The sequence below is a fragment of the Janthinobacterium longum genome (assembly GCF_051380735.1).
In the GTDB taxonomy this organism is placed as follows: Bacteria; Pseudomonadota; Gammaproteobacteria; order Burkholderiales; family Burkholderiaceae_D; genus Janthinobacterium.
In genome coordinates this window covers 854,552-878,676 of record NZ_JBNYXQ010000001.1, presented here as the reverse complement: position 1 = coordinate 878,676, position 24,125 = coordinate 854,552, and the positions used below count along the sequence as shown (strand labels likewise).

The 24,125-nt window shown below is 61.1% G+C and carries 24 protein-coding genes; 17 read left to right on the top strand and 7 right to left on the bottom strand.

All coding sequences use genetic code 11. The features are described from left to right. The first annotated feature begins 23 nt into the window (after positions 1 to 23). The 9 genes from ACQ4WM_RS03980 to ACQ4WM_RS03940 all read left to right on the top strand — a co-directional run bounded on the left by ACQ4WM_RS03980 (position 24) and on the right by ACQ4WM_RS03940 (position 7,635). Complete coding sequence (locus ACQ4WM_RS03980) at positions 24 to 1,526, top strand: NADH-quinone oxidoreductase subunit M (protein WP_436545404.1); 1,503 nt, start codon at positions 24 to 26, stop codon at positions 1,524 to 1,526. A 16-nt stretch (positions 1,527 to 1,542) separates the two neighbouring features. Next, complete coding sequence (gene nuoN, locus ACQ4WM_RS03975) at positions 1,543 to 3,045, top strand: NADH-quinone oxidoreductase subunit NuoN (protein ID WP_436545403.1); 1,503 nt, start codon at positions 1,543 to 1,545, stop codon at positions 3,043 to 3,045. Positions 3,046 to 3,049: 4 nt separating this feature from the next. Then, positions 3,050 to 3,376 carry a DUF2818 family protein gene (locus ACQ4WM_RS03970; protein ID WP_436545402.1) on the top strand — a complete coding sequence of 109 codons (327 nt, stop codon included), beginning with the start codon at positions 3,050 to 3,052 and terminating at the stop codon, positions 3,374 to 3,376. A gap of 57 nt (positions 3,377 to 3,433) precedes the next feature. Continuing rightward, positions 3,434 to 3,991 (top strand): NUDIX domain-containing protein, encoded by a 558-nt coding sequence (locus tag ACQ4WM_RS03965; protein WP_436545401.1) that lies wholly within the window; start codon positions 3,434 to 3,436, stop codon positions 3,989 to 3,991. An 8-nt stretch (positions 3,992 to 3,999) separates the two neighbouring features. Continuing rightward, positions 4,000 to 4,698 (top strand): hypothetical protein, encoded by a 699-nt coding sequence (locus ACQ4WM_RS03960; protein ID WP_436545400.1) that lies wholly within the window; start codon positions 4,000 to 4,002, stop codon positions 4,696 to 4,698. 11 nt (positions 4,699 to 4,709) lie between these two features. Further along, positions 4,710 to 5,420: a 2-C-methyl-D-erythritol 4-phosphate cytidylyltransferase gene (ispD, locus tag ACQ4WM_RS03955; RefSeq protein ID WP_436545399.1), complete on the top strand. Its 711-nt coding sequence runs from the start codon at positions 4,710 to 4,712 to the stop codon at positions 5,418 to 5,420. An 8-nt stretch (positions 5,421 to 5,428) separates the two neighbouring features. Beyond that, a complete protein-coding gene (gene ispF / locus ACQ4WM_RS03950) occupies positions 5,429 to 5,926 on the top strand; it encodes a 2-C-methyl-D-erythritol 2,4-cyclodiphosphate synthase (RefSeq protein WP_436545398.1) in 498 nt (165 codons plus the stop codon). 170 nt (positions 5,927 to 6,096) lie between these two features. Next, entirely contained in the window at positions 6,097 to 7,272 is a 1,176-nt protein-coding gene (locus ACQ4WM_RS03945) for a PQQ-dependent sugar dehydrogenase (protein ID WP_436545397.1), read from the top strand. A 60-nt stretch (positions 7,273 to 7,332) separates the two neighbouring features. Then, positions 7,333 to 7,635, top strand: coding sequence for a hypothetical protein (locus ACQ4WM_RS03940; protein ID WP_436545396.1), 303 nt, complete (start codon positions 7,333 to 7,335; stop codon positions 7,633 to 7,635). A 12-nt stretch (positions 7,636 to 7,647) separates the two neighbouring features. Here the strand turns inward: ACQ4WM_RS03940 and ACQ4WM_RS03935 are convergent, their stop codons facing one another. Next, a complete protein-coding gene (locus ACQ4WM_RS03935; RefSeq protein ID WP_436545395.1) occupies positions 7,648 to 7,986 on the bottom strand; it encodes an MmcQ/YjbR family DNA-binding protein in 339 nt (112 codons plus the stop codon). Between the two features lie 505 nt (positions 7,987 to 8,491). Between ACQ4WM_RS03935 and ACQ4WM_RS03930 the strand changes: the two genes are divergently transcribed. Continuing rightward, positions 8,492 to 9,169, top strand: a complete 678-nt coding sequence (locus ACQ4WM_RS03930) for a CCXG family PEP-CTERM protein (protein WP_436545394.1) — start codon at positions 8,492 to 8,494, stop codon at positions 9,167 to 9,169. 73 nt (positions 9,170 to 9,242) lie between these two features. On the opposite strand, the gene ACQ4WM_RS03925 is transcribed toward ACQ4WM_RS03930, so the two are convergent. The 4 genes from ACQ4WM_RS03925 to ACQ4WM_RS03910 all read right to left on the bottom strand — a co-directional run bounded on the left by ACQ4WM_RS03925 (position 9,243) and on the right by ACQ4WM_RS03910 (position 13,203). Next, complete coding sequence (locus tag ACQ4WM_RS03925) at positions 9,243 to 10,226, bottom strand: FHA domain-containing protein (RefSeq protein ID WP_436545393.1); 984 nt, start codon at positions 10,224 to 10,226, stop codon at positions 9,243 to 9,245. Continuing rightward, a complete protein-coding gene (locus tag ACQ4WM_RS03920; RefSeq protein ID WP_436545392.1) occupies positions 10,223 to 11,620 on the bottom strand; it encodes a S1 family peptidase in 1,398 nt (465 codons plus the stop codon). The genes ACQ4WM_RS03925 and ACQ4WM_RS03920 overlap by 4 nt, the downstream gene beginning before the upstream one ends. 66 nt (positions 11,621 to 11,686) lie before the next feature. Next, positions 11,687 to 12,340 carry a GTP cyclohydrolase II gene (gene ribA / locus ACQ4WM_RS03915; protein WP_436545391.1) on the bottom strand — a complete coding sequence of 218 codons (654 nt, stop codon included), beginning with the start codon at positions 12,338 to 12,340 and terminating at the stop codon, positions 11,687 to 11,689. Between the two features lie 161 nt (positions 12,341 to 12,501). Continuing rightward, positions 12,502 to 13,203, bottom strand: coding sequence for a pirin family protein (locus ACQ4WM_RS03910; RefSeq protein WP_436545390.1), 702 nt, complete (start codon positions 13,201 to 13,203; stop codon positions 12,502 to 12,504). Between the two features lie 164 nt (positions 13,204 to 13,367). Between ACQ4WM_RS03910 and ACQ4WM_RS03905 the strand changes: the two genes are divergently transcribed. Both ACQ4WM_RS03905 and ACQ4WM_RS03900 read left to right on the top strand, forming a co-directional pair. Beyond that, complete coding sequence (locus ACQ4WM_RS03905; protein ID WP_436545389.1) at positions 13,368 to 14,318, top strand: LysR family transcriptional regulator; 951 nt, start codon at positions 13,368 to 13,370, stop codon at positions 14,316 to 14,318. Between the two features lie 146 nt (positions 14,319 to 14,464). After that, entirely contained in the window at positions 14,465 to 16,621 is a 2,157-nt protein-coding gene (locus ACQ4WM_RS03900) for a putative bifunctional diguanylate cyclase/phosphodiesterase (protein ID WP_436545388.1), read from the top strand. Between the two features lie 20 nt (positions 16,622 to 16,641). On the opposite strand, the gene ACQ4WM_RS03895 is transcribed toward ACQ4WM_RS03900, so the two are convergent. Beyond that, positions 16,642 to 17,550: a LysR family transcriptional regulator gene (locus ACQ4WM_RS03895; protein ID WP_436545387.1), complete on the bottom strand. Its 909-nt coding sequence runs from the start codon at positions 17,548 to 17,550 to the stop codon at positions 16,642 to 16,644. 98 nt (positions 17,551 to 17,648) lie between these two features. Between ACQ4WM_RS03895 and ACQ4WM_RS03890 the strand changes: the two genes are divergently transcribed. From ACQ4WM_RS03890 to ACQ4WM_RS03880, 3 genes are all read left to right on the top strand, one after another. Continuing rightward, a complete protein-coding gene (locus ACQ4WM_RS03890; RefSeq protein WP_436545386.1) occupies positions 17,649 to 18,842 on the top strand; it encodes an MFS transporter in 1,194 nt (397 codons plus the stop codon). 176 nt (positions 18,843 to 19,018) lie between these two features. Then, the gene (locus ACQ4WM_RS03885; protein WP_436545385.1) at positions 19,019 to 20,119 is read left to right on the top strand and encodes a PAS domain-containing sensor histidine kinase; all 1,101 of its coding nucleotides are present in this window, start codon (positions 19,019 to 19,021) and stop codon (positions 20,117 to 20,119) included. Positions 20,120 to 20,188: 69 nt separating this feature from the next. Beyond that, positions 20,189 to 20,572, top strand: a complete 384-nt coding sequence (locus ACQ4WM_RS03880; protein ID WP_436545384.1) for a glutaredoxin domain-containing protein — start codon at positions 20,189 to 20,191, stop codon at positions 20,570 to 20,572. Here the strand turns inward: ACQ4WM_RS03880 and ACQ4WM_RS03875 are convergent. Beyond that, entirely contained in the window at positions 20,569 to 20,790 is a 222-nt protein-coding gene (locus ACQ4WM_RS03875) for a DUF3820 family protein (RefSeq protein WP_436545383.1), read from the bottom strand. The two genes, ACQ4WM_RS03880 and ACQ4WM_RS03875, sit on opposite strands and share 4 nt — an antisense overlap. Before the next feature lie 147 nt (positions 20,791 to 20,937). Between ACQ4WM_RS03875 and ACQ4WM_RS03870 the strand changes: the two genes are divergently transcribed. After that, complete coding sequence (locus ACQ4WM_RS03870) at positions 20,938 to 22,944, top strand: PhoX family protein (protein WP_436545382.1); 2,007 nt, start codon at positions 20,938 to 20,940, stop codon at positions 22,942 to 22,944. A gap of 711 nt (positions 22,945 to 23,655) precedes the next feature. Beyond that, the gene (locus ACQ4WM_RS03865) at positions 23,656 to 24,108 is read left to right on the top strand and encodes a VOC family protein (RefSeq protein WP_436545381.1); all 453 of its coding nucleotides are present in this window, start codon (positions 23,656 to 23,658) and stop codon (positions 24,106 to 24,108) included. Positions 24,109 to 24,125 lie beyond the last annotated feature (17 nt).

Here is a 24,125-nt window from a genome sequence, read left to right as displayed (position 1 = left end):
CTGATAAAAGAATACTGAGAACCATGATGCAGTCTACGATTTCTACACTACCTCCTTACCTGAGTCTGTCGATCTGGGTGCCGATCATTTGCGGCGTCCTGGTCCTGGCTCTCGGCCGTGACAGCAAAGCGGGTTTTACCCGCTGGCTGTCGCTGGCTGGCGCGGTGCTCAGCATGCTGTGCACCTTGCCGCTGATCCAGCATTTCGACAATGCCGCGCACGGCATGCAGTTCGTCGAGAAAGCTCCCTGGATAGAAACTTTCAATATCTGGTACTCGCTCGGTATCGACGGCCTGTCGCTGTGGTTCGTGCCGCTGACCGCCTTTATTACGGTCATCGTGGTGATCTCGGCCTGGCAGGTGATCGAGAAGCGCATCGCCCAGTACATGGGTGCCTTCCTGATCCTGTCCGGCCTGATGATCGGCGTGTTCTGCGCCATGGACGGCCTGCTGTTCTACTTCTTCTTTGAAGCGACCCTGATCCCGATGTACATCATTATCGGTATCTGGGGTGGTTCGAACCGTGTGTACGCCTCGTTCAAGTTCTTCCTGTACACCTTCTTCGGTTCGCTGCTGACCTTGGTTGCGATCATCTACCTGCGCTCGAAAACCGGCACCTTCGACATCCTCGAATGGCATGCCTTCAAGCTGTCGATGCGCGAACAGATCTTTATCTTTATCGCCTTCCTGATGGCGTTTGCCGTCAAGGTGCCGATGTTCCCGGTCCACACCTGGCTGCCGGACGTCCACGTCGAAGCGCCTACCGGTGGTTCGGCCGTGCTGGCCGCCATCATGCTGAAACTGGGCGCCTACGGTTTCCTGCGTTTCTCGCTGCCGATCACGCCGGACGCCAGCCACTACCTGTCGGGCTTCATGATCGCGCTGTCGCTGATCGCCGTGATCTACGTCGGCCTGGTAGCGCTGGTACAGACCGACATGAAAAAACTGGTTGCCTACTCGTCGATCGCCCACATGGGTTTCGTCACCCTGGGCTTTTTCATGTTCAACGACATCTCGGTGCAGGGCGGTATCGTGCAGATGGTGTCGCACGGCTTTATCTCGGGCGCCATGTTTCTGTGCATCGGCGTGCTGTATGACCGCATGCATACCCGTAACATCGCGGACTACGGCGGTGTCGTGAACCGCATGCCGAAGTTTGCTGCCTTCTTCGTGCTGTTCTCGATGGCCAACTGCGGCTTGCCGGCGACCTCCGGTTTCGTCGGCGAATTCATGGTGATCCTGGGCGCGGTGCAATTCAATTTCTGGATCGGCCTGCTGGCTGCAACGGCACTGATCTGGGGCGCGGCTTACTCGCTGTGGATGGCCAAGCGCGTGGTGTTCGGCAAGATCAAGAACAAGCATGTGGCTGAACTGACCGACATCAACAAACGTGAATTCTTCATGCTTGCCGTGCTGGCCATCGCCGTGCTCGTGATGGGTCTGTATCCAGCGCCGTTCACCGACACGATGCAGACTTCGGTGACCGACCTGCTGGCCCACGTGCATGCCGGCAAGCTGGCGCCTTAATTAGAAGATCCATAACATGACTACTTCACCCAATCTGGTACCGCTGTACGCGGAAATCTTTCTGCTGATCGCCACCTCGGCGATCCTGCTGATCGATATGTTCTTGCCTGCGGCAAAGCGTTCGATCACCTATGCGCTGTCGCTGCTGACCCTGGCCGGCTGCGCCTTGCTGACCGTGGGCGACTTCAACGCCGGCACCACTGTCTACACGTTCCACAACATGTTCGTGTCGGACCCGATGTCGCAGTTGCTGAAACTGTTCTCGTATGGCGCCGTCGCCATGACCCTGATCTACTCACGCAGTTATGCTACCGACCGCACCATGCTGTCGGGTAATCTGGGCGGCGAGTTCTACGTGCTGGCCCTGTTTGCACTGCTGGGTCAGATGATCATGATCTCGGCCAACAGCTTCCTGATCATCTACCTGGGTCTGGAACTGATGTCGCTTTCGCTGTACGCGCTGATCGCCTTGCGCCGTGATAACGCCAAGGCCACCGAAGCGGCGATGAAATACTTCATCCTCGGTGCGCTGGCTTCCGGCTTCATGTTGTACGGTATCTCGATGCTGTACGGCGCGACCGGCACGCTGGACCTGAACGCAGTACGCGCGATTCTGGAAACGGGCAAGGAAAACCACACCATCATGGTCTTCGGCCTGGTGTTCCTGGTTGCCGGCCTGGCTTTCAAACTGGGCGTGGTGCCATTCCACATGTGGGTGCCTGACGTGTATCAGGGTTCGCCAACGGCAGTGACGTTGCTGCTGGGCGCGGCGCCAAAACTGGCCGCGTTCGCCATCTGCCTGCGCTTGCTGGCTGAAGGCCTGCTGCCACTGGCACGCGACTGGCAACAGATGCTGATGGTGCTGGCCGTGATGTCGCTGGCAATCGGTAACTTCACCGCGATCGCACAGACCAACCTGAAGCGCATGCTGGCTTACTCGACGATTGCACAGATGGGCTTCGTGCTGCTGGGCTTGCTGTCGGGTACCTTTACCGAAGCCACCGGCGTGCTGAACGCTACCGGTGCGGCCACCGCCTATGGCGCAGCCATGTACTACGTCGTGACCTATGTGTTTACCACGCTCGGTACCTTCGGCGTAATCATGCTGCTGGCCCGCAACGGCTTCGAGGCGGAAGAACTGGCCGACTTCAAGGGCCTGGGCAAACGCAGCCCGATCTTCGCACTGGTGATGACTGCCTTCATGTTCTCGCTGGCCGGCGTGCCACCATTGATGGGCTTCATGGCCAAGTACTCGGTGCTGGCTGTTGTGCTGGGCACGGGCCAGATCTGGCTGACCGTCGTTGCCGTGCTGTTCTCGCTGATCGGCGCGTTCTACTACCTGCGCGTGGTAAAGATGATGTGGTTCGACGAGCCGACCGACACCAGCGCGCTGGTGGTGCATGGCGACATGCGCATCGTGCTGGCCGCCAACGGCGCCTTGGTACTGGTACTGGGCGTGCTGCCACAGAGCATCCTGGCAGCCTGCGCCACCGCGATTTCCAAAACGCTGGTGTCGTAAGAGCATGGATGCCATGGCTTCCAGCTGGCTGGTCATCGCTCTGGGCATCCTGGCGGCCAACCTGCCTTTCTTCAACGACAAGCTGTTTGCCGCCGTGCCCTTGAAGCACGCGGCGCCAGCCGATGGCAAGAGCTGGCGCAAGCCGCTGGCCCTGCGCCTGCTGGAGATGGTGATCCTGTACTTTATCGTCGGCAGCGTGGCATACATGCTCGAAGCGCGCCTAGGCAATGCGTTTCCGCAAACCTGGGAGTTTTATGCCATTACGGGATGCTTGTTCCTGGTCCTGGCCTTCCCCGGTTTCGTGGCGCGCTACCTGCGCAAACGCCGCTAAACACCACTTTAAAAGCGGCGCCTCTGGCGCCGTTTTTCATTGAATAAAGGAACATGCATGGACACGAATCTGCTAGAAACCAAAGTCGACGGCGAAACCGTTTTTACCGGTAGCTTCCTGCAGGTGCAACGCGACCGGGTCAGCCTGCCCGATGGCAAGATCACCGACCGCGAATATATCCTGCACCCGGGCGCGGTGGTGATCCTGCCGTTGCTCGATGACGGCACGGTGCTGATGGAGCGCCAGTTCCGCTACCCGCTGAACAAAGTATTTATTGAGTTTCCCGCCGGTAAAATCGATGCGGGCGAAGCCCACCTGGCCTGTGCCCAGCGCGAGCTGCTGGAAGAGACCGGCTACACGGCCAGCGACTGGCGATTTATTTCCACCATCCATAACGCCATCGCCTATTCGGACGAGCACCTGGAACTGTTCCTGGCGCGCGGTCTGGTGGCAGGCGAGCGCCAGCTCGACGATGGAGAATTCCTGGAAACGTTTACCGCCACCGTGCCGCAATTGCTGGACTGGGTGCGCGACGGCACGATTACCGACGTCAAGACCGTGATCGGCATCTTCTGGCTCGACAAGATCACCAGCGGCGCCTGGCAGCCAGGCTGATTTGCCGGATGCGCACGCTGCTGTTCCTGTTGCTGGCCTGCTGCAGCCTGAGCGCGCAGGCACAGGCACGCACGCCATTCCAGGTGCGCTGCGAAGACACCATCAGCAAGACGGTCTCCGTGCTGACGGCGCAGCAAAATGGCTACAGCATCGACACCCATCTGCCATACCGGGCGCTGACCGTGATGAAGGGCGAGGTACGCAGCAATGCCTTCGTGCTGGGCCTGACCAAGACCGATTCGCAGGTGAAAATCGCGCTGGCCGGTCCGATGCTGTTCGATCCCGTCAGCGGCTATGAATGCGTGGCGCCACAGATCGGCGTAAGCCTGACCTACGCCCCCGTGATCATCTATATCGGCCGTGAGTTTCCTCCCGGTACCTGCGCGTATGATGAGATACTCAAGCATGAGCTGCGGCACATGAAAACCTATATGGACCATTTGCCTCGGGTGGAAAAAACCGTGCGCGCCGCGCTGGCCAGGCGGTTCGAGGCGCGCCCCCTGTATGCGCCGCGTGGCACCGCCAAGGCGGCGCTGGCGCGCGAGATCGACACCGGCTGGCTGCCGTATATCAAGGCAGAAATGCGCAAGGTGGAAACCCTGCAGGCGGCCATCGATACGCCGCAGGAATATGCGCGTCTCGGCAAGGCCTGCAATGGCGAAATTCAGAATATCCTGGCCGGCAAGGTTGCGCCGGCCCCCAAGTGAGGAAAGCAGCAATGACAGAACAACTCAATACCGCGCGCCATGTTGCATTGATCCCGGCCGCCGGCGTGGGCGCACGCATGGAAGCAAACATCCCCAAGCAATACCTCCCGATCGCCGGCAAGCCGATGCTGCGCCACGCGCTGGACGCCTTTCTGGCCAGCCCGCTGGTCAGCCACACCTATGTGGTGGTCAGCGCTGACGACGGCTGGATCGACAGCGTGCTGCCCGGGCATGGCGTGACGGTTCTGCGCTGCGGCGGCGCCACTCGCATGGAGAGTATCTTGAATGGCCTGCATGCGCTGGAAGGCGTGTTGCAGGGGCAGGACCAGGTACTGGTGCATGACGCGGCGCGGCCGGGCCTGACGCCGTCCCTGATCGCCAGGCTGATCGCCGAAGTGGGTGACCATCCGGCCGGTGGCTTGCTGGCCTTGCCGGTGGTCGACACCGTCAAGCGGGCGGAGCAAGACAATATGTCGGTCACCACCGTGTCGCGCGACAACCTGTGGCTGGCGCAAACGCCGCAAATGTTTTCCTACGCGCTGCTGCGCCACGCCCTGTCCGAAGTACCCGACCCGCATGCGATTACCGACGACGCTTCTGCCATCGAAGCGCTGGGCCTGGCGCCAAAACTGGTCGAGGGCCATCCTCGCAACCTGAAAGTGACCTTGCCGCGCGACATAGCCACCGCCGAACTGTACTTGCAACATCCCGAACTGAACTGAAAGCCACCATGACCACCACTCCCGTATTACCGTTCCGCATCGGCCAGGGCTATGACTGCCACGCGCTGGTGGAAAACCGCGACCTGATCATCGGCGGCGTGAAGATCCCGCATCACCTGGGATTGCTGGGCCACTCCGACGCCGACGTGCTGCTGCACGCGATCACCGACGCCATCTTCGGCGCGGCGGCGCTGGGCGATATCGGCCGCCATTTCCCGGACACCGATGCCCGCTTCAAGGGTGCCGACTCGCGCACCCTGCTGCGCGAAGCCGCCGCGCGCGTGCGCGCCGCAGGCTATGTGGTCGGCAATATCGACGCCACCATCATCGCCCAGCGCCCGAAAATGGCGCCCCATATAGCCGCCATGTGCGCCAACGTGGCCGAGGATTTGGGCGTCACCGTGGGCCAGGTCAATATCAAGGCCAAGACCAATGAAAAGCTGGGCTATCTGGGCCGCGAAGAGGGGATAGCGGCGGAGGCGGTGGCGTTGCTGCTGAAGGCTTGATCTCGTACCATATCAGCTCAAGGGCGTGCGCCAAAGGCTATCTGGTGTATCGCTGATCGTCGATCATGGAGCGGCGCGTGCGCCCGGCGATCTGTGATATTTTAAGAAGGCGGCAAGATGGGTATTGCCCTCCTTGCCGCCTTTTTTCATTCAAACAGGAGAATTCCACGATGCCTATCTTCAAGCGCACTTGTCTCGCCACTGCCCTGTTGCTGGGAAGTCTGGGGGCCTCGATGTTGCCCGCCCACGCCGAACTGGCCGCCAGCGGCGAACCACCGGCCGCGAAACAGGCCTGGCGCGCCGTGACGGTGGCTGAAGGCGTGCGCCAGCCGTGGGGCATCGCCTGGCTGGGTGACGGCCGTGTGCTGGTCACCAGCAAGCAGGGCAGCTTGCATATCCTGAACGGCCAGAAATTCGACGAAGTGGTGCTGGAAGGCATGCCGACAGTCTTTACGGGCGGGCAGGGCGGCCTGCTCGATATCGTGCTGCACCCGCAGGATGCGGCCAAGCCGAATCCACGCGTCTATATGACGGTGGCGACCGGCACCAGCGAGGCGAATCGCACGACCCTGGTGCAGGGTGTGTTCGATGGCAAGAAGGTGACGGGTATCAAGACCTTGTTCAAGGTCTCCACCGACAAGAGCGGCGGCCAGCATTTCGGCTCGCGCCTGCTGTGGCTGCCCGACGGCACTTTGCTGATGAGCGTGGCCGACGGTGGCAACCCGCCGCTGCGCATAGGCGACCGCCTGGCGCGCGAGCAGGCACAAAATCCCGCCACCCACCTTGGCTCGATATTGCGCCTGACCGACGAAGGCAAGCCGGCGCCCGGCAATCCGCTGGCTGCCAAGGGCGCGCTGCCGGAAATCTGGTCGATGGGCCACCGCAATATCCAGGGCCTGGCGCGCGATCCGGTCTCGGGCCGGATCTGGGCCACCGAACACGGCCCTTACGGCGGCGACGAGCTGAACCTGGTGGTGGCCGGCGGCAACTACGGCTGGCCGCTGCAAACCTATGGCGCCGACTATAAAACCCATGAGCCGGTGGGCAAGCACGAAGTGGCCGGCATGATCAACCCCAGCGTGGCCTGGGTGCCGTCGCCGGCGCCATCGGGCCTGGCCGTGTATTCGGGTGACAAGATCCCTGCCTGGCGCGGCAGCGTGTTCAGCGGCGGTCTGGCGGCCAAGGATATCCGCCGCGTGGCGCTCGACGGCAATGGCAAGGTCATAGGCCAGGACCGCCTGGCCATCGGCGAGCGCGTGCGTGACGTGAAGCAGGGGCCGGACGGCTACCTGTATGCGCTGACGGACGAGAGCAACGGCAAGCTGCTGCGCATCGTGGCGCAGTAAAACACCAGGCAAGGCGCCGTCGTGCTTTAAGATGGCGCCTTTGTTCAGGAAGAGTACTCCATGGCCCGTGATACCTATGCCTATCGGCAGGTCGCCGTCGAATCGCGCGAGATTCAAGGCAAGCTGGAAATTCGCCCTGTGCCGGGGCAGGCGTTCTCGCCCGAGCTGGCCGTGCAGTGCTCGCGCCGCCTGCTTGACCTGCGGCGCTACCCACTGGGCAGCCGTTTTTTATTGTCCGCCAAACTGACCGACCGCCTCGGCGGCACGCCGTATCTGTACGCCTGGCATGGCGACGCCGACGTGCCGATGACGCCGACCGAAGTAAACAAGTTTCTTGGCGAATTCAGGCGCGGGCGCATCTGACGCCGCACGAGGTCAGGAACCGGACGAGATGGTTTTCGCCAGGTCGCTCGGCGCCTTGCGTCGCCAGGCCGCCGTCAGGGCCGCCGCCAGCATGTCCAGTTCGGCGTCCGCCAGGCGCACCGTGATGCCGGCCAAGCGTTCTCCCCACAGCAGTTTTTCGCAGCCGGTGGGCGAGATCACGGTGGCGATATGCGCCGCTTCCGCATCGAGCAGTACATTGATGTGTTCATCGTCGGGCAGGGTGGCGAAGATCTTGCCGCCGACGCGAAAAGCGGGGCGGTCGTGGTGCTCTTCCTCGGTGGTATCGGGAAATGACAATGCCAGATAGCGTAGTTCTTCCAGGTCGACCATTTCCTCTTTCTCCCTTATCGGACAAACAGCAACGTAGATGCATTTTGCCATGTAGCTCCGGCGCGTGGGGCAGGCATGCGCGAAAAGAATGTGGCGCCACGCGACAGTTCCCGTACGGTTTGTAGCGCAGGTGCGACACCCGGGCTGCAGCGGCAAGTACGTCCAGAGACGTCACACGCCGCATTTTCCCTGGTTGCGCCGAATTTTAATAGTTGCAACTAAAATATCTTTGATGGCAAAAAGAAAAATTCTTTGCATTTGAGAATTTTCAGATAGAATAGTGTCATTGTCTTGCCTGACCCGTCTACCGTTTTGATCCTGTTCCGGAAACCCGACCCTTTTCCAGGACACTTGTGGCGCAATCGCGCTGCCGCAAGTCCGCCACCCGCGCGGGGTTCATGCCACCGGCCGCTCATTACTGCAGTTTGCAGCGCACCGGCGACACGCCTCAATGCAGCGTGAATTCAGCTGAAGCGCTCCCACGCCCTTTATCACTGGATACATCATGAAAAACTTGCCTGAATTTGCCCTGTGCCTGCTCGCCGCTGGTGTGTTTGCCCACGCGAACGCGGGTGCCAGCACCATTACTGTTTCCACCGGCTATACCACTGCCGGCGCGCAAAAAAGCGCCGACGCGTACAAAACCGTGGTCGATGCCGCCGTTGCCAGGCCAACCCTGGGCTATGGCAGCAAGACCGTTGCCAGCTATAACGCCCTCGATAACAGCAGCCTGTTCGGCAGTTCGACCAATATCGCGTTTCGTTCGACCATCGATTTCGGCGTCACCACCGCCCAGGCCGGCAGCTGGAGCGTTCGCACCGGCGTTGATTTCTCGAATGGCGGCGCCTTGTTCCTTGACGGCGTGGCGCTCGACGTCGGCACCAGCGACATGTGGTGGAACGGCAGCTACAACAACAGCAATGGCTTCCTGAGCGGCAGCAGCACCTTGGCCGCCGGCAACCACAGCTTGAGCATTTATGGCCTGGAAAGCTGCTGCGACGGCTTCCAGCAAGCCCAGTTCAAGGCGGGCAACAGCAGCTTCGCCAGCTTCAGTTCCACTGACGGCCTGGCCGCGGTCTCGGCCGTGCCGGAACCGTCGATCTACGCCATGCTGATGATCGGCCTGGGCCTGCTGGCGTTTACCTGCCGGCGCAGCACGCAGGAGGTCAACTTTCAGGCGTAAGCACCCTGTGCTGCAATAAAAAAGCCCGCTGGCGCGTTACCGTGCCGGCGGGCTTCCTGTTGGCAGTGACCGTTCAGTCGCCGCCGTCATCCTCGCTGTCTTCATCGCCGTCCCCACCCTTGCCGCGTTCCGCATCGACGCCTTTTTGCAGCGCCTGCGCATCCTTGAACAAGGCATCGGTCGTATGGTCGGGACTGAGACGCAGTACCGGCGGATACAGCACCGACATATACAGCTCGTCGGACAGGCGGCCATTGCTTTGCAGATTACCCAGCAAAATCATGGCCGAGCCGATAATCGCCAGCACCGCGCCCACCAGCGCGAAGCGGCGCGGGTGCTGGGGCTTGATGGTCCACAGGTGGAAGAAGATCATGGTGCAGATGATGACGATGAACATATGGCGTCCATAACGCGTCAGCACTTCGAGCGACAGCGCATAGGCGGCCACGCTGCTGCCCAGTTCCCACATTTCCATTGCCACCAGGCCGCAGCCGATGATGAAGACATGTCGCCCGAAACGCGCCGTCTGGCCGAACAGGCGGTTGGCCACGGCCCAGACCGAGGCCCACACCAGGCCGCCGGCCATCGCATAGGCGATGATCATCAGATAGGAAATCGGCTCGAACTTCTCGGCGTCACCGAGCCAGTTGCTGAAAGCGGCCGAGGCCGCAATCATGGCCAGGCCAGCCACGGCCGGGCGCAAGCCCTCCCAGCCATGCATGGTGGTGTCGCTGCGTTCAGGTGCGACCGGCTGGTCGGCGCCGCGCACGCGCAGCCGCGTGTGGCCCAGGCGCACCACGGTGTCGCCTTGCAAAGCCAGGGTTGGCTGGCGCTTGCCCTGATGGATCACGCCGTTATGGCTGCCCAGGTCGCGCAGCAGCAGGCCGCCTTCGCCGTCGTCTTCAACGATGGCGTGTTCGGGTGCCGTATGTGCGTCGTCGAGGATGAAGTCGTTGTCGTAGCTGCGGCCGATGCGGATCGGCAAGGACTCCACTCGCTGGCGCTGTTGCACCTCGCCATTAGCGGCCAGGATCTCGATGTAATAGGGCGCTCTCATGGCTTGCCTGCCAGTTTGTTTGACGGCGTGCGCGCCAGCGCTTCAAGGAAGGTGCGCGTTACGCGCAGGCCATTGGCATACGACACGCCGCTCGCGTCGATGCGGCTTTGCAGATTCATCAGTGGCTCATCGGTGCTGGCGGCCAGCAGGGAAAAATCATACAGGCCGGGAAATTTGCGGTAGGCGCGCACGCACATGACGGCGCGCAGCGGCACGGTGGCGTTCCTGACGAACTGCTCGGTGCAGTGCGGGCCGGTCAGGCTGGCGCTTTTGTAGCTGCCGAAACTTTCATTCTTGAACGAGGTGCTGGCCAGCTCGGCAAAGCGCAGGGCGCCCAGCTCGCTGCTGCGCAGGAACTCGTGGCGCATCGACACCTGCCCGGTTTGCAGGGCGCCGGAAATAAAGATCGCCGACTCCATCGCGCAACTCGTATTGTCGATGGTGTAGGGCTTGTCGGCCTTCACGTTGGAACGGCCCCAGCAGCGCATCTGTTCCGATTCGCGCACCGGCACGCGATACGGCCCCATCGCTTTCAGGCTCAACGGGGTTGCCAGCAGGCGCGCCACCATGGCGTCCTGGTGCGCCAGCAATTGCGCTGTCACCACCGGCTTGAAGTCCTTCGGTGGCTGGTTCAGGTGCGCCGCCTGCTCCAGCAACTGCTGGGCGTAGCGGGCCGGCACCAGGAAGCTGACCAGTTCGCCGTCCAGCCGTTTGGACACATTGATGCCGGCCACGTCGCCACTGGCCGTCACGCTGGGCCCGCCGCTCATGCCGGAATTGATCGGACCCGTAAACATCAGCTGGTCATAAAAGCTGCGCGTGACGACGCCGTTGTAAGCGCCTTCGGAAATCGCAAAGCCCAGGTCCAGCGGATTGCCCATCGAATACAGGTACTGGCCTTGCGTCAGCGTTGCCAGCTGTGCCGGCATCTTGAAAAAGCCCGTGCCGTGGCGGCTGACACGAATCACGGCCAGGTCGTGCAGCACGTCGACTGCCAGCAACTCCACATTGCCGCGCTGGCCGGCCGTGTCCACCCATTCGCCCACGTAGGTGTCGGGGTCGAGCGCGAACTGCGATACCACATGGTAGTTGGTGACCACCAGGTCACCGGTGCCGATCAAAAAGCCCGAACCGACCGACGACTGGGTGCGGCCATTTTTCAGCAGTACGCGTACTTGCAGGATGTCGGCGCGGGCGGCCGTGTACAGTTTTTGCGCGGCTGACGACGGTGGCGGCAGCGCTGCATTTTCGGTTGCGGCGGGCGCTGCCGTGGCCGGCGGCGGCTTGGCGGGCGTGGCTGCGGTGGCGGCAGGGAGCGCGGCGGGCGCCGGGGCGGCGTGCGTGCCGGTGGCGGACAGGCCAGCCAGCAACAGGGCAGTATCGAGTAGTTTCATGCATCCTTGGGGCGTGAGGAAAGCAGGTGGCGCACCAGGCCACGCGCCCGGCCCGCGTGGCAAAGCTTACAGGGCGCCGTCTTCCAGCGCTGGTGCTTCTGCCGGTGTCATCATGTGGCCAAGCTTGCTTTCCTTGGTGTTCAGGTAGTGCTGGTTGAAGGCGTTGCGGTTGACCAGCAGCGGCACGCGTTCAAACACCGTTACGCCAAGCGCTTCCATGGCCGCGATCTTGCGCGGATTATTTGTCATCAGGCGCAGGCTGTGGATGCCGAATTGCTCGAACATCGGCTTGCACAAGGTGTAGTTGCGCGCATCGGCCTTGAAGCCCAGCTGTTCATTGGCCTGCACCGTGTCGGCGCCCGCTTCCTGCAGGCGGTAGGCGCGGATCTTGTTGATCAGGCCGATGCCGCGTCCTTCCTGGCGCAGATACAGCAGGATGCCGCGGCCTTCCTCGGCGATGCGTTTGAGCGCGCCTTCGAGCTGGGCGCCACAGTCGCAACGCTGCGAAAACAGCACGTCGCCGGTCAGGCATTCGGAATGCACGCGTGCCAGCACCGGGGCGCCGTCGCCGACATTGCCCAGCACCATGGCCAGGTGTTCCTTGCCGGTGGCGTGTTCGACAAAGGCGTGCAGCGTGAACTGGGCCCACGGCGTTGGCAGTGCACAGGAAGTCGTGTAATCCAATTCGCCTGTCGCCAGGAGGTCCGCGCCGCTTTGCATGGTTGTGCTCATATAGGTAAGTATCAAAAATAAAAGGCGCGCTGCACCACTGCGGTGCCGGCGCGCCTTGCCATCATACCAAAAAGCAGGAAAACGGTTTCCGTGGCTGCTATTTGCCTGCTGCAGCGTGGTGCGCTGCAGCCTGTTTCCCTCGCATCGGTTTAGTAAGGCAAATCAAACAGCAGCACTTCGGCGTCTTCTGCATGGTCCAGCGTTACTTTGGCTTCCTGCGTCAGTTTCAGTGCATCGCCCGCTTTCAAGGGCGTGCCGTTGACTACCAGGCTGCCGCGGATCAGGTGCACATACGCGGTGCGGCCTTGGTCCAGAGCATGTTCCAGCGCATCGCCTTCTTTCATAATGCTGGCGTAGATCGCGGCGTTCTGGTGGATCAGCACCGAACCCTGGCGACCGTCGGAAGATGCAATCAGGCGCAGCTTGCCCTGTTTGGTTTCCGGCGCGAAGTGTTTCTCTTCGTAGCTTGGGGCGATGCCGGTCACGCTCGGCTGTATCCAGATCTGCAGGAAATGCAGGCCATCCGTTTGCGAGTGGTTGAACTCGCTGTGACGCACACCGGTGCCGGCGCTCATGCGCTGCACATCGCCGTAGTGCAGGACCGAACCGGTGCCCATGCTGTCTTTATGTTCCAGCGCGCCGTCGAGCACATACGAGATGATTTCCATGTCGCGGTGGCCGTGCGTGCCGAAACCCTGGCCCGGCGTGACCCGGTCTTCATTGATCACCAGCAAAGGGCCAAAACCCATGTGTTTCGGATCGTGGTAGCTGCCGAAAGAAAAGCTGTGGTGGGAATTGAGCCAGCCGTGGTTGGCTGCGCCGCGTTCTTCGCTATGACGGATTTGTAACATGGTAAGGCTCCATTTCTTTGTTGGTTAATGTGCGATAATTTCGAAGGAACGTTGCCCTCATTTCCGGGCTAACTTCGTCTTTCGTGATGCGATGAAGAAAGTATAGACCTGCAGTACAAGAAAGAAAAACGGAAAAATTACCGCTCTATGATCGAAAAAATCGAATGCTAAGACTCAGCCTGGAAGCCCTGCAAATCGTCGACGCCATCGACCGCCGTGGCTCGTTCTCGTCGGCCGGCAAGGAACTGCACAAGGTGCCATCGACCATCTCTTATACGGTGGCGAAACTTGAAGACGACCTGGGCGTGCAGGTGTTCCAGCGCAATGGCCCGAAAGTGATGCTGACGGCGGCTGGCCAGGAATTGCTGAAAGAAGGGCGCTATCTGCTGAAGGCCGCGCAGGACCTGGAGCACCGGGTGCGCCGGGTGGCCTCGGGCTGGGAAACGGAACTGGCGATCGGCCTCGATTCGGTGTTTTCCGCGCTGGCGCTGGCTGGCGATATCACCGCCTTTTATGAAGTGGCGCAGCAGACGCGCTTGCGGCTGGTGCAGGAAACCTTGTCCGGTACCTGGGAAGCGTTGCTGGAGCGCCGCGTCGATCTGCTGGTGGGTGCACCCGGCGACGGCCCGCCTGGCGGCGGCTATATTGCCCAGCCGCTGGGCATGCTGGACTTCGTGTTTGCGGTGGCGCCCACGCATCCGCTGGCACAGATCGATCGACGATTGTCGCGCGGCGACCTGCAGCATCACCGCGCCGTGGTAGTGGCGGACTCTGCGCGCCAGCTGGTGCCGCGTACGGTGGGCTTGCTGCTTGGGCAGGATGCGCTGACCGTGCCCAACATGCAGGTCAAGTTTGACTACCAGGTGCTGGGGCTGGGCTTCGGCTTCCTGCCGGGCCCATGCGCGCGCGCCGCCATTGCGCGTGGGCTGCTGGTGGAAAAGGCGGTGGAAGAACCGAAGCCGGCAGAGACCTTTTACCTGGCCTGGCGCGTGGGTGAAGACGGCGCAGCGCTGCGCTGGTGGATGGCGCGCATGCGCGAGCCTGACCTGTTTGCCCGCCTGGCGCGCTATCTGCCGGGCGGAGCGAGCGGGCAAGTGCCGCCACCAGTCATGTAAAATGTTGACATAGAACAACAATTTCAGGTTATCATATTCACAGCATTGTGCGCCTAACAAGGCCGGACCCGGGATTTTGATCATGACATATACAGCAGCGCTCCATCCACGCTCCTCCTGCAGGCTGACCGCCGCCCGGAGACGCCGTGCTTGAGGCGCGGGTAGCCCAGTGCCTGCGCCTGAGCCATGAAGCGCAGCAGCAGGACGGCACGCAGCTGGCGGCAACGCTGGCGCAATTGCAGGTCGAACTCGAACTGCTGCGTGGCGCCAGCCAGCCCGTGCTGCGCCTGGCGCCGTCCGATGCCTTGCTGGAAATTGACCTGGACGGTTATCTGATCGGCTGGAACCATGGTGCCGACCAGATGTTCGGTTATGCCGAATTCGAAGCACTGGGCCAGCACATCCTGTTCCTGTATCCGCCCGACGAGATAACAGCCAACCCGGTGGAATTGCTGCCGGCACAGGTCGAAGTGGCCATCGATGTGCTGCGCCGCAAGAAGTCGGGCGTGCTGACCTGGCTGCGCATGCAGCGGCACGCCATCCTCGACCAGTCCGGCAAGACTTGCGGCGTGGCCGTGCGGCTGTCCATGCTGGCCGAACCGCTGCCCGATATCGACAAGGTGAAATTGCACGCGCGCATCATCGAAGACAGCGAACAGGGCGTGCTGATTACCGACGCCGATGAGCGCATCGTGTCCGTCAACAGTTCCTTCAGCCGCATTACCGGCTACTCGCCGTTTGAGGCGATCGGCCGCACGCCGGACCTGCTGCGCTCGGGCGTGCACGACGCCGAGTTTCGCGCCAAGGTGCGCGCCGCCATGCGCGGCCACGGTTCCTGGCGCGGCGAAATCATCGGTCGGCGCAAGAATGGCGAACTGTTTCCGCAAGCCGTCACCATCAGCGTGGTGCGCAATGAATATGGCGAAATCAGCCATGTGTTCTCGCTGTTTTCCGATATCTCGGTGCACAAGGATGCCGAGGCGCGCATGCAGCGCATGGCCAATTACGACACCTTGACGGGGCTGCCCAACCGCTGCCTGCTGAACCAGCTGGTGGTACAGGGCCTGGCCGAAGCGAAGCGCCAGCAAAGCCATGGTGCGCTGATGGTGATCGACATCAGCCGCATCGGCTCGATCAGCGATACCCTGGGCCACGAAGTGGGCGACCAGCTGGTGATCGCCATTGGGCAGCTGTTCCGTGGCGCGCTGCGCGACGCAGACATCCTGGCGCGCGTGGACAACAGCAAATTCGTCGTCGCCCTCTTGCATATCGAAAAGCGCGAACACGCGGCGAATGTGGCGCAAAAGCTGCTGAACCTGCTCGAAGCGCCGATCCGCATCGACAGCCACGCCCTGTATGTGGGCGCCAGCATCGGCATTACAGTCTACCCGGAAGACGGCATGGAAGCGCCGGCGCTGTTCCGCTTTGCCGACGTGGCCGTGGCGAAAGCGGCGCAGACCATTGAGCCGACCTTTTTGTTTTACCGCGAAGACATGAACCGCCGCGCCAAGGAACATTTGCGGCTGGAAAGTGAAATGCGCGTCGCCCTGGGCGACCAGGAACTGGAACTGCATTACCAGCCGAAAGTGAGCTTGAGCAGCGGGCAGATCGTCGGCGCGGAAGCCTTGCTGCGCTGGAAGCATCCGCTGCGCGGCATGGTCTCGCCCGGCGTCTTCATTCCCGTCGCCGAGGAAACCAGTTTAATACTGGAACTCGGTACCTGGGTGCTCGACGAAGCCTGCCGCCAGATTCGCGAATGGGAAGACCGTGGCCTGCACATGCCGGTGATCGCCGTCAACCTGTCGGCGCGCCAGTTCGACGCCCACTTGCCGGCACGCGTGGCGGCAGTGCTGGAGCGCTACCAGGTACGGCCCGACCAGATCATGCTGGAAATTACCGAAAGCCTGCTGATGCGCGGCGCCGAAAAGGTGATCGAGATCATGAACGAACTGGTGGCCATGGGCCTGGCGCTGGCGCTGGACGACTTCGGCACCGGCTATTCCAGCCTGGCGTATCTGAAAAAGTTCCCGATCAGCACCTTGAAAATCGACCGCGCCTTTGTGATCGGCCTGCCCTACGAAGAAAACGATTGCGCCATCGCGCGCGCCATCGTCACCATGGCCCAGCAGTTGCGCCAGGAAATCGTCGCCGAAGGCGTGGAAACGCCGGAACAGATGCGTTTTCTACGCAGTCTGGGCTGCGACCAGCTGCAAGGTTATCTGTTCAGTCCGGCAGTGACGGCGAGCGAATTCGAAATCATGCTCGATGAAGGCAAGCATTTGCTGCTGGAAGAGGTGATGTAGCGTTGCCTGGCAGGGCCTGGTCAGGCCAGCCTGACCTTTTCCAGCAGGTAGTCCAGCATCACGCGCACGCGCGCCGGTACTTGCTGGCCCGGGCCGACGAAGACGGCGTGTACCATCTCCCGGTCGCCGGGATTGAACTCTTCGAGCACCGGCAGCAGCAGGCCACGGTCGATATCGGGCTGCACATGCAGCCGTGAAAACCGCCCGAGTCCCATGCCGGCCAGTACCAGATGTCGCATGCTGTCGCCATCGCTGACCTGGGTATTGCCACGGGGCGTGACTTGCAGCAGGCTTTGTGTACCATCGAGAAAAGGCCAGGTCTCGTTCTGGCAACGAAAATTGAAGGCTAGCAGATTATGTTCGCCAAGCTCGGCCGGCGTAAGCGGCATGCCGTGGCGCGCCAGATAGGCCGGCGAGGCGACCACCACCATCGCGTCGTCGCCAAGCTTGCGCGCCACCAGGTTCGATTCCTTGAGCTTGCCCGTGCGAATGGCGATATCGGTGCGGTCTTCCAGCAGGTCGACCACGGCGTCGCTGATCACCACGTCAAGCACGATGTCGGGATAGCGCTGCGCAAATTCGGGCAGGATCGGCAGCAGATGGCGCACGCCGAACGGGACAAAACAGTTGATGCGCAGGCGTCCGCGCGGCGCCGCGCCTTGCGCCGCTTCGCGCTCGGCGCCATCGATGTCGTCGAGGATGCGCTTGCTTTGCACGTAAAACGCGTCGCCTTCGGGCGTGGTGTGCAGCTGGCGCGTGCTGCGCTGGAGCAAGCGTGCGCCAAGCCGTGCTTCCAGCCGGTTGACCAACTTGCTGACGGCCGATGGCGTCAGCGCCAGCTTGCGCCCCGCAGCCGTAAAGCCACCCGCTTCCACCACCGTCACGAACACCGTCATTTCAAAGGCACGGTTGATGTCTTGCCTGGCCATTGTTGAATCCATTTCATGGGTGTTTCAATTCAAGGAGTCTATATCAAAAATGCCGCAGGCTCTACACTGATATTCCTGATTGATTGCCGGAGAACCGCATGAGCACTACCGTTACAAGCACCACAATGCCGCCTGGCGTGCTGTCGCTGGCCGTTGGCGCTTTCGCCATCGGCGTGACCGAGTTCATTGTCGTCGGCATCTTGCCGGCGATGGCGAAAGACCTGCATATTTCCCTCGAATCTGCCGGAACACTGGTCAGCCTGTATGCGCTGGCGCTGGCCATCGGCACGCCGCTACTGGTGATTGCCTTGTCGCGCCTGCCGCGCAAGCAGGCCTTGCTGGGCCTGATGACGGTATTTTTGGCGGGCAACCTGCTGGCGGCACTGTCGCAGACCTTTGAGGTATTGCTGCTGGGCCGCATCATCACGGCAATGGCGCATGGCACCTTTTTTGCCATCGGCGCCACGGTGGCGGCCAATCTGGTGCCGAAAGCGCAGGCGGGCAGGGCGATCTCCGTGATGTTTGCCGGCCTGACCCTGGCCATGGTGATCGGCGTGCCGCTAGGCAGTTTCCTCGGCAACCTGATGGGCTGGCGCCTGCCTTTCTTCGCCGTGGCGGTCCTGGCTGCCCTGGGCCTGGGCGCGATGGCGCGCTGGCTGCCGGCAAAGCTGGCGCAAGGCGCGCCCGGCAAGGTGGCCACGCAGCTGGCGGCGCTGGGCAACGGCCCGATTCTGACCATGATGGCGGTGACCATTTTCGGTTTTGGCAGCAGCTTTGCCGCTTTCACCTTCATTACGCCGATATTGACCGACATCAGCGGCTTTTCCAGCACCACCGCCAGCGCCTTGCTGATCGTGTTTGGCGCTGCCACCTTTGCCGGCAACCTCGCTGGTGGCTACCTGACCAGTCATCATGGCTGGCAGAAAGCGCTGCGCCTGATGCTGTTGTTGCTGGCCGTGACGCAAGTGGGCGTGGCGCTGGCGATCGGCTCGCAGCCGATGATGGTGGTGATGCTGTTTGTGTGGGGTACGTTTGCCTTCGGCCTGACGCCGGCCTTGCAGGCCGGCATGCTGGCCACGGCCGAGCGCTACACGCCGGAGGCGGTCGACTTTGCGTCGGGCCTGAATATCTCGGCCTTTAACCTGGGCATTTCACTGGGCTCCATGCTGGGTGCGCTGATGGTGGCACGCCAGGCGATGGCCTTGTCACCCTGGGCTGGCGTGGCGGCCTGCCTGCTGGCGCTGCTGCCGCTGGCCTGGCTGGCGCGCAGGAACCGGGCCGAACTAACGTAATGGTTACGGCCTGGTTTTATTTGATGCAATAAGTGCAATGAACACCGAAGGGCCTTGCCGCGCGGTGAGGCGCGTTCGGTGTGGGTTGCATAACTGCTGTAAAATTGTCGGGTATTTTCTTCTGGACGCTCCGCCCCCGCATCCTTTTTTTGCCATGCGACCTGGAACACCTCCCCATGCCTGAATCAAGCTGTGCCCGCTACTCCGGATATGATGGAGAACTGAACCGCGACCTGTTTGCCAGTTCTGCCGACTGTATCAAAGTGCTCGACCTGGAAGGGCGCTTGCTGCAGCTCAACGCGGGTGGCGTGATTGCGCTCGAACTCGACACGCCCGAGCAACTTGCGGGCGCCGTCTGGTGGAGCATCTGGCCTGAAGATACGCAGGCTCTGGCGCAGCATGCATTCGACTCGGCCAGGATGGGCCAGATCAAGAAATTCCATGCATTTTGCCCCACTGCCCAGGGCACGCCGCGCTGGTGGGACGTAGTGACCAGTCCGGTGTTCGATGCATTTGGCGCCGTCAGGGAAGTGATGGTGGTATCGCGCGATGTCAGCGAATTGTTCCTGGCGCGCCAGGCCCTGCGCGTAGCGGATCTGCGCAAGGACGCCTTCCTTGCCACCGTTGCCCATGAATTGCGCAACCCGATTGCGGCCGCCACGAATGCGGCCGAAATACTGAAAAGAAAAGCTTTCGACCATGGCCGCACGGCCGAGTTTGCGCAACTGATCCAGCGCCAGATGGTGCACATGAGCCATATTGCCGAAGAACTGCTCGATGTGTCGCGCATCGGCCGTGGCGAAATCAGCCTCAATCAACAGCGTGTCGAGATCAGTGCCGTGGTTGCCGAGGCAGCCGAGCAGTTGCAATCAGGCCTGGCGGCCAAGGCGCAACGCTTGACCGTGCACATTGCCGACGGCGTTCCTGCCGTCAATGGTGATCACACGCGCCTGGTCCAGGTGGTCGGCAATCTGCTCGGCAATGCGGTGCGCTATAGCGATATCGGTGGCGCGATTGCGATCGAGGTGAGCCAGCAGGGCGGCATGGTCGAGCTCGCCGTGACCGATAACGGCATCGGTATCCCGGCAGAAAACTTGCGCAACATCTTCGATCTGTATGCGCAGGTGCACAAGTCGCCGCTGCGCCAGGGAGCCGGCCTGGGGCTGGGCCTGTCGCTGGTCAAGGCGCTGGTGCTGCTGCACGGCGGCAGCGTCGAGGCCTGCAGCGAAGGGCAGGGCAAGGGCAGCCGCTTTACAGTCAGGCTGCAGGCAGCGTAAATGCTCGCCGGCGCCGCCTTCATGGCACAATGCGCCATTCGCACCCCAGGTGCCTCTTTCAGGACTTCCATGACCCGCGCCATCCTCGACGAAACCCAGATCCATCCTGCCGCCCGCCCGCTGATCGGCAGCAAGCATGGCGATATCGTGCGCGAAGTGCAGGCCGCGATTGCCGCGCATCAGGTGGTAGTGGTCGGCATGGCGCTCAATCCGTTTCCGCGCAAGGCCCGCAAGATACTCGATGTGCTCGGCACGCCTTACCAATATTTGCAATACGGCAGCTATTTCAACCAGTGGCATCGCCGCAATGCACTGAAAATGTGGAGCGGCTGGCCGATGTTTCCGATGGTCTTTGTCAACGGCGTGCTCGTTGGCGGCGCCAGCGAACTGCAGGCATTGGTCACGTCCGGCGAGCTGTCGACCATGCTGGCAAAAAAAGTGCGCCAGTTTTAAGGTTCACGGCGTGGCCTGAGGGGATCGAGCAGGCCGCGCAGATCGTTGTGGTCCAGCTCGTACATCAGCGCCAGTAAGCTGCCCAGCTCGCCCGAGGGGAAACCCTCGCGCGCAAACCAGCCCAGATAGTGGCCCGGCAGGTCGGCCAGCAGCCGTCCCTTGTATTTTCCGTATGGCATTTCGCGCGTCAGCAGCAGCGCCAGTTTTTCCGAGTTCATTTGCCCATTCCAGTGTGTCTTTCTGTCCAGCATATCGGCCACGCCAGCGGCCTGGTCATCAAGCTGAAATATTTGTCGTTTATGCTACGGCTTCATCTTCAAGATGGTCTGTCCAACGATATTTATTTATAACGGAAGAAACAAAAAATGTCGAATTATGCTCCTGAGTCCACCCGTCGTCGCCTGTTGCAACTGTTTGCCGGCGCCCCAATGTTGCCGCTGGCTGGCCTGACCGGTGTCAGCGCCTTCCTGTCCGGTTGCGGCGGCAGCTCGGATAACGATGTGCCACCGGTGACCACGCCGGTCCCAGGCACGCCGGTCGCCACTTTTACCACGGCAGAATTTACCGGCATGGCCGCGCCCACTGCCAGTTCGCCGGCCGCACTGGCCACCACCACCGTCGGCTCCAAACTCAAGGTCAACTTCAGCGATGGCAGCAGCAACAGCTATAACCTGGCCTACCAGCCCTTCTTCCTGACCGGCGACCGCGTACCAGACGGCAAGGGCGGTACCATGATTGCAGGCGGCTACTACGATATCAAGAACCAGCCGATTATCGACGCTTCGGTGCCGGGCAGGGAGCGCCAGTTCTTCTCCGATTCGCCAGATGGCAGCTCGATGATGACGGTGGCCAACCCTACCGTCACCGGCATCAAGGGCAAGGCCGTGTTTGCCGTGGTGCAGTTTGAATACAACTCGCTGAACCAGGCCGGCGCATCCACCTATGGCACGCTGCCTTCGCCGATCGCCGTGCTGACGCTGGACCAGGACCAGACCACCGGCAAGCTGTCGATGGTGAAATACCATAACGTCGATACCTCGTCCGTCAAGGGCCTGTGGATTACCTGCGGCGCCAGCCTGTCGCCATGGAACACCCATTTGTCGAGCGAAGAGTACGAACCGGACGCCTTCGACCAGGGCCTGGGTGGCCAGTCGCTGGCCGTGCTCAAGCAATTCAGCACCAACGTGTTCGGCAATGCGGCTACCGCCAATCCGTATGACTATGGCCACCTGCCAGAGGTTTCCGTCAACCCGGACGGCACCGGCAGTATCAAGAAGCACTATTGCCTGGGCCGCTACTCGCGCGAACTGGTGCAGGTGATGCCCGACCAGCGCACCATCCTGGGCGGCGACGACTACACCAACGGCGGCCTGTTCATGTTCGTGGCCGACAAGGCCGCCGACCTGGCGTCAGGCGGCACGCTGTATGTTGCCAAATACACGACCCAGCTGACCGAAACCACCACCGGAAAGCTGCAATGGGTCAAGCTGGGCCGTGCAACGCACGCCGAGATCAAGGCGCTGGTCGACGGTGGCATCAAGGCCACCGACATCATGGATTCGACCCTGACCGATCCGAACGACGCCAGCTACACCAAGATCGTGCTGAACAAGAAAACCGCCTGGGTCCGCGTCAAGGCCGGCATGGAAAAAGCCGCTGCTTTCCTGGAAACCCACCGCTACGCGGCCCTCAAGGGCGGCAGCATGGCATTCACCAAGAACGAAGGCACGACCGTCAACGCCAAGGACAAGATTGCCTACTCGGCCTACGCCAATATCCAGGATTCGATGGTCGAAGGCGGTTCGGGCTATGTGGCCGCCAATAACGTCAAGTTCAAGAAACTGGTAGCAGGCGCCGTCGTGTCGCACAAGCTGGCCGGCGGCCAGAAGGACGACACCGGTGCTGCCATCGACAGCGAATGGGTACCGAGCGAATCGAGCGTGCTGATCGCCGGCGAAGACATCACCGGCGACGCCCTGGGCAACACCGCCAACCCGGACAAGATCGCCAGCCCCGACAACCTGAAATTCTCGGAAAAACTGCGCACCCTGTTTATCGGCGAAGACAGCGGCAACCACCTGAACAACTTCCTGTGGGGCTACAACGTCGACACCAAGAAACTCGACCGCCTGCTGTCGTGCCCGGCCGGCGCAGAATCGACCGGCCTGCATGCGGTTGACGAAATCAACGGCTGGACCTACGTGATGAGCAACTTCCAGCACCCTGGCGACGAATGGAACCGCTTCCCGTCACTGCCATCGGCGCTGAAAGACCAGATCAACATCATGATCAACACCAACTACAACAACAAGTTCAGTGGCGCGGTTGGCTATCTGACGGCGGAGTTGACGCAGGTGAAGCTGTCGAAATAACGTATTTTATTTGACGCCGGTGTAAGCCGGAAGCGCAAGTAATGGCGCCCGTCTTCGTAAGGAGGCGGGCGCTTTTGCATATTAGTGCCTCTGTTTGAGCGTGCCTTTTGGGAAAAGTGGGGTCATGAGGTGGACAGGTAACTAGTTGTTTGCTTTATGAGATCCCACTGCATTGCCTCTATGCGCAGGATATGCCGTATCCGGTTTGTAGCTTTGCCGCTATCCGGTACGACATGTCACATTTTTGCCAGAATTTGCTGGCAACGCGCCTCAGACTCGTACGGACGCAAGGATTCCGTCAGTACGTTAGAATCTTCCCAAGCCCCTCCACCTCGCCAAGATCCACTGTTCATGCGGCTTCTAAGCGCATGAGCCTGCGATCACACCAAAACGCCACCTTAATCAACAAGTTACGCGCCATCACATTTTCGACCCCACTTCGAGTCGAAAAAGCTGCTGATGCGCTGTGATGCCTGCTCTACAAGCTAACTGTCCGTTTGTTGGAGGGTTTGTCATTTTGTCCGAAGAGTAGTACCAGCAAACCCATGTTTTTGTTGCTGAAGCACGAAGGCCGGCGACTCCTTGCGTCAAAAAGTCACAAGCGACTGGCCGCCCCAAACGCTCATCTGTTAAAGTAATGGGGGAAGTCCAGACCGGATTCTTAACTCTCGCATAAATCTGCGGCCTCGACTCTTAGAACGGGATGCACCTATGAACGACCAAACCTCTACCGTATTGCGCACCGAGCACACTGGGCTGACAGTCGCGTCGATCGACGGCGTACTTGATTTCTGGACTGAAGTTCTCGGCTTTCAACTCGTGTACCGCAAAGAGCTTGGCGGTGGGCATGCGATGGAACAAGTGGTCGGTGTGTCGGGGGCTTATTTAAGAAATGCTCTCCTGGAGGGGCCTGATGGATATAGAGTTGAGCTGATTGAGTACGACTCACCGGAAGACCGAGTGGTTTTGAAACAACGTCCATGCGACGTCGGTTCGGCTCATTTGACGTTTGCCGTGACTGATCTTTACGCAATGCTAAATCGCATGGCCCCTTATGGATGGACGGCAACCGGCGAACCACAAACCGCGCCTAGCGGAACAATCATGGTCTACACCCGAGGACCTGACGGCCACACTATTGAACTTATGCAACATCCGCAGTGAACTTCCTGCCAGTGAAT

What these genes read in the sequence shown, in the direction of transcription:
- ispF (WP_436545398.1), top strand. Translation starts at nt 5,429, where the DNA reads ATGACCACCACTCCCGTATTACCGTTCCGCATCGGCCAGGGCTATGAC.
- ACQ4WM_RS03895 (WP_436545387.1), bottom strand. Translation starts at nt 17,550, where the DNA reads ATGGCCAGGCAAGACATCAACCGTGCCTTTGAAATGACGGTGTTCGTG.
- ACQ4WM_RS03960 (WP_436545400.1), top strand. Translation starts at nt 4,000, where the DNA reads ATGCGCACGCTGCTGTTCCTGTTGCTGGCCTGCTGCAGCCTGAGCGCG.
- ACQ4WM_RS03885 (WP_436545385.1), top strand. Translation starts at nt 19,019, where the DNA reads ATGCCTGAATCAAGCTGTGCCCGCTACTCCGGATATGATGGAGAACTG.
- ACQ4WM_RS03875 (WP_436545383.1), bottom strand. Translation starts at nt 20,790, where the DNA reads ATGAACTCGGAAAAACTGGCGCTGCTGCTGACGCGCGAAATGCCATAC.
- ACQ4WM_RS03970 (WP_436545402.1), top strand. Translation starts at nt 3,050, where the DNA reads ATGGATGCCATGGCTTCCAGCTGGCTGGTCATCGCTCTGGGCATCCTG.
- nuoN (WP_436545403.1), top strand. Translation starts at nt 1,543, where the DNA reads ATGACTACTTCACCCAATCTGGTACCGCTGTACGCGGAAATCTTTCTG.
- ACQ4WM_RS03935 (WP_436545395.1), bottom strand. Translation starts at nt 7,986, where the DNA reads ATGGTCGACCTGGAAGAACTACGCTATCTGGCATTGTCATTTCCCGAT.
- ACQ4WM_RS03865 (WP_436545381.1), top strand. Translation starts at nt 23,656, where the DNA reads ATGAACGACCAAACCTCTACCGTATTGCGCACCGAGCACACTGGGCTG.
- ACQ4WM_RS03905 (WP_436545389.1), top strand. Translation starts at nt 13,368, where the DNA reads ATGCTAAGACTCAGCCTGGAAGCCCTGCAAATCGTCGACGCCATCGAC.
- ACQ4WM_RS03920 (WP_436545392.1), bottom strand. Translation starts at nt 11,620, where the DNA reads ATGAAACTACTCGATACTGCCCTGTTGCTGGCTGGCCTGTCCGCCACC.
- ACQ4WM_RS03890 (WP_436545386.1), top strand. Translation starts at nt 17,649, where the DNA reads ATGAGCACTACCGTTACAAGCACCACAATGCCGCCTGGCGTGCTGTCG.
- ACQ4WM_RS03870 (WP_436545382.1), top strand. Translation starts at nt 20,938, where the DNA reads ATGTCGAATTATGCTCCTGAGTCCACCCGTCGTCGCCTGTTGCAACTG.
- ACQ4WM_RS03925 (WP_436545393.1), bottom strand. Translation starts at nt 10,226, where the DNA reads ATGAGAGCGCCCTATTACATCGAGATCCTGGCCGCTAATGGCGAGGTG.
- ACQ4WM_RS03945 (WP_436545397.1), top strand. Translation starts at nt 6,097, where the DNA reads ATGCCTATCTTCAAGCGCACTTGTCTCGCCACTGCCCTGTTGCTGGGA.
- ACQ4WM_RS03910 (WP_436545390.1), bottom strand. Translation starts at nt 13,203, where the DNA reads ATGTTACAAATCCGTCATAGCGAAGAACGCGGCGCAGCCAACCACGGC.
- ACQ4WM_RS03930 (WP_436545394.1), top strand. Translation starts at nt 8,492, where the DNA reads ATGAAAAACTTGCCTGAATTTGCCCTGTGCCTGCTCGCCGCTGGTGTG.
- ribA (WP_436545391.1), bottom strand. Translation starts at nt 12,340, where the DNA reads ATGCAAAGCGGCGCGGACCTCCTGGCGACAGGCGAATTGGATTACACG.
- ACQ4WM_RS03965 (WP_436545401.1), top strand. Translation starts at nt 3,434, where the DNA reads ATGGACACGAATCTGCTAGAAACCAAAGTCGACGGCGAAACCGTTTTT.
- ACQ4WM_RS03940 (WP_436545396.1), top strand. Translation starts at nt 7,333, where the DNA reads ATGGCCCGTGATACCTATGCCTATCGGCAGGTCGCCGTCGAATCGCGC.
- ACQ4WM_RS03880 (WP_436545384.1), top strand. Translation starts at nt 20,189, where the DNA reads ATGACCCGCGCCATCCTCGACGAAACCCAGATCCATCCTGCCGCCCGC.
- ACQ4WM_RS03980 (WP_436545404.1), top strand. Translation starts at nt 24, where the DNA reads ATGATGCAGTCTACGATTTCTACACTACCTCCTTACCTGAGTCTGTCG.
- ispD (WP_436545399.1), top strand. Translation starts at nt 4,710, where the DNA reads ATGACAGAACAACTCAATACCGCGCGCCATGTTGCATTGATCCCGGCC.